This window comes from Leifsonia sp. HAY1-4F, from assembly GCF_056755275.1.
Map to the genome: position 1 here is coordinate 1 of NZ_JBNDHX010000416.1, position 255 is coordinate 255.

General features: G+C 65.9%; 1 pseudogene. It reads right to left on the bottom strand.

What is annotated here, in order from left to right:
- Window positions 1-136: 136 nt before the first annotated feature.
- A pseudogene (locus ACPYOG_RS20015) lies at window positions 137-255 on the bottom strand (phenylacetic acid degradation protein); the annotation flags it as partial.

The following is a 255-nucleotide window of genomic DNA, read 5'->3' on the forward strand; positions in this document are numbered from 1 at the left end:
GTGTGCTGCAGGCGGGTGAGCTGCAGTGCCTCGAGTTCGTCGCGGGAGATGGTCTCTTCACGGTCCAGCACGGGAGCACTGGCCTTGGAGTCGGCAGTAGCGGGTGCGGCCACGGTGTTCTGGGTCATGGGGGTTCCTACTTCTTGGAGATGGTACGGCTGCGGCCACGGAACTCGGCAATGAGTTCGCCGGGCGCGGTGTCGGGGGTGGCGTCGGGTGAAGCCGCGAAGATCTGGATGTCGTACAGCCCGCTGC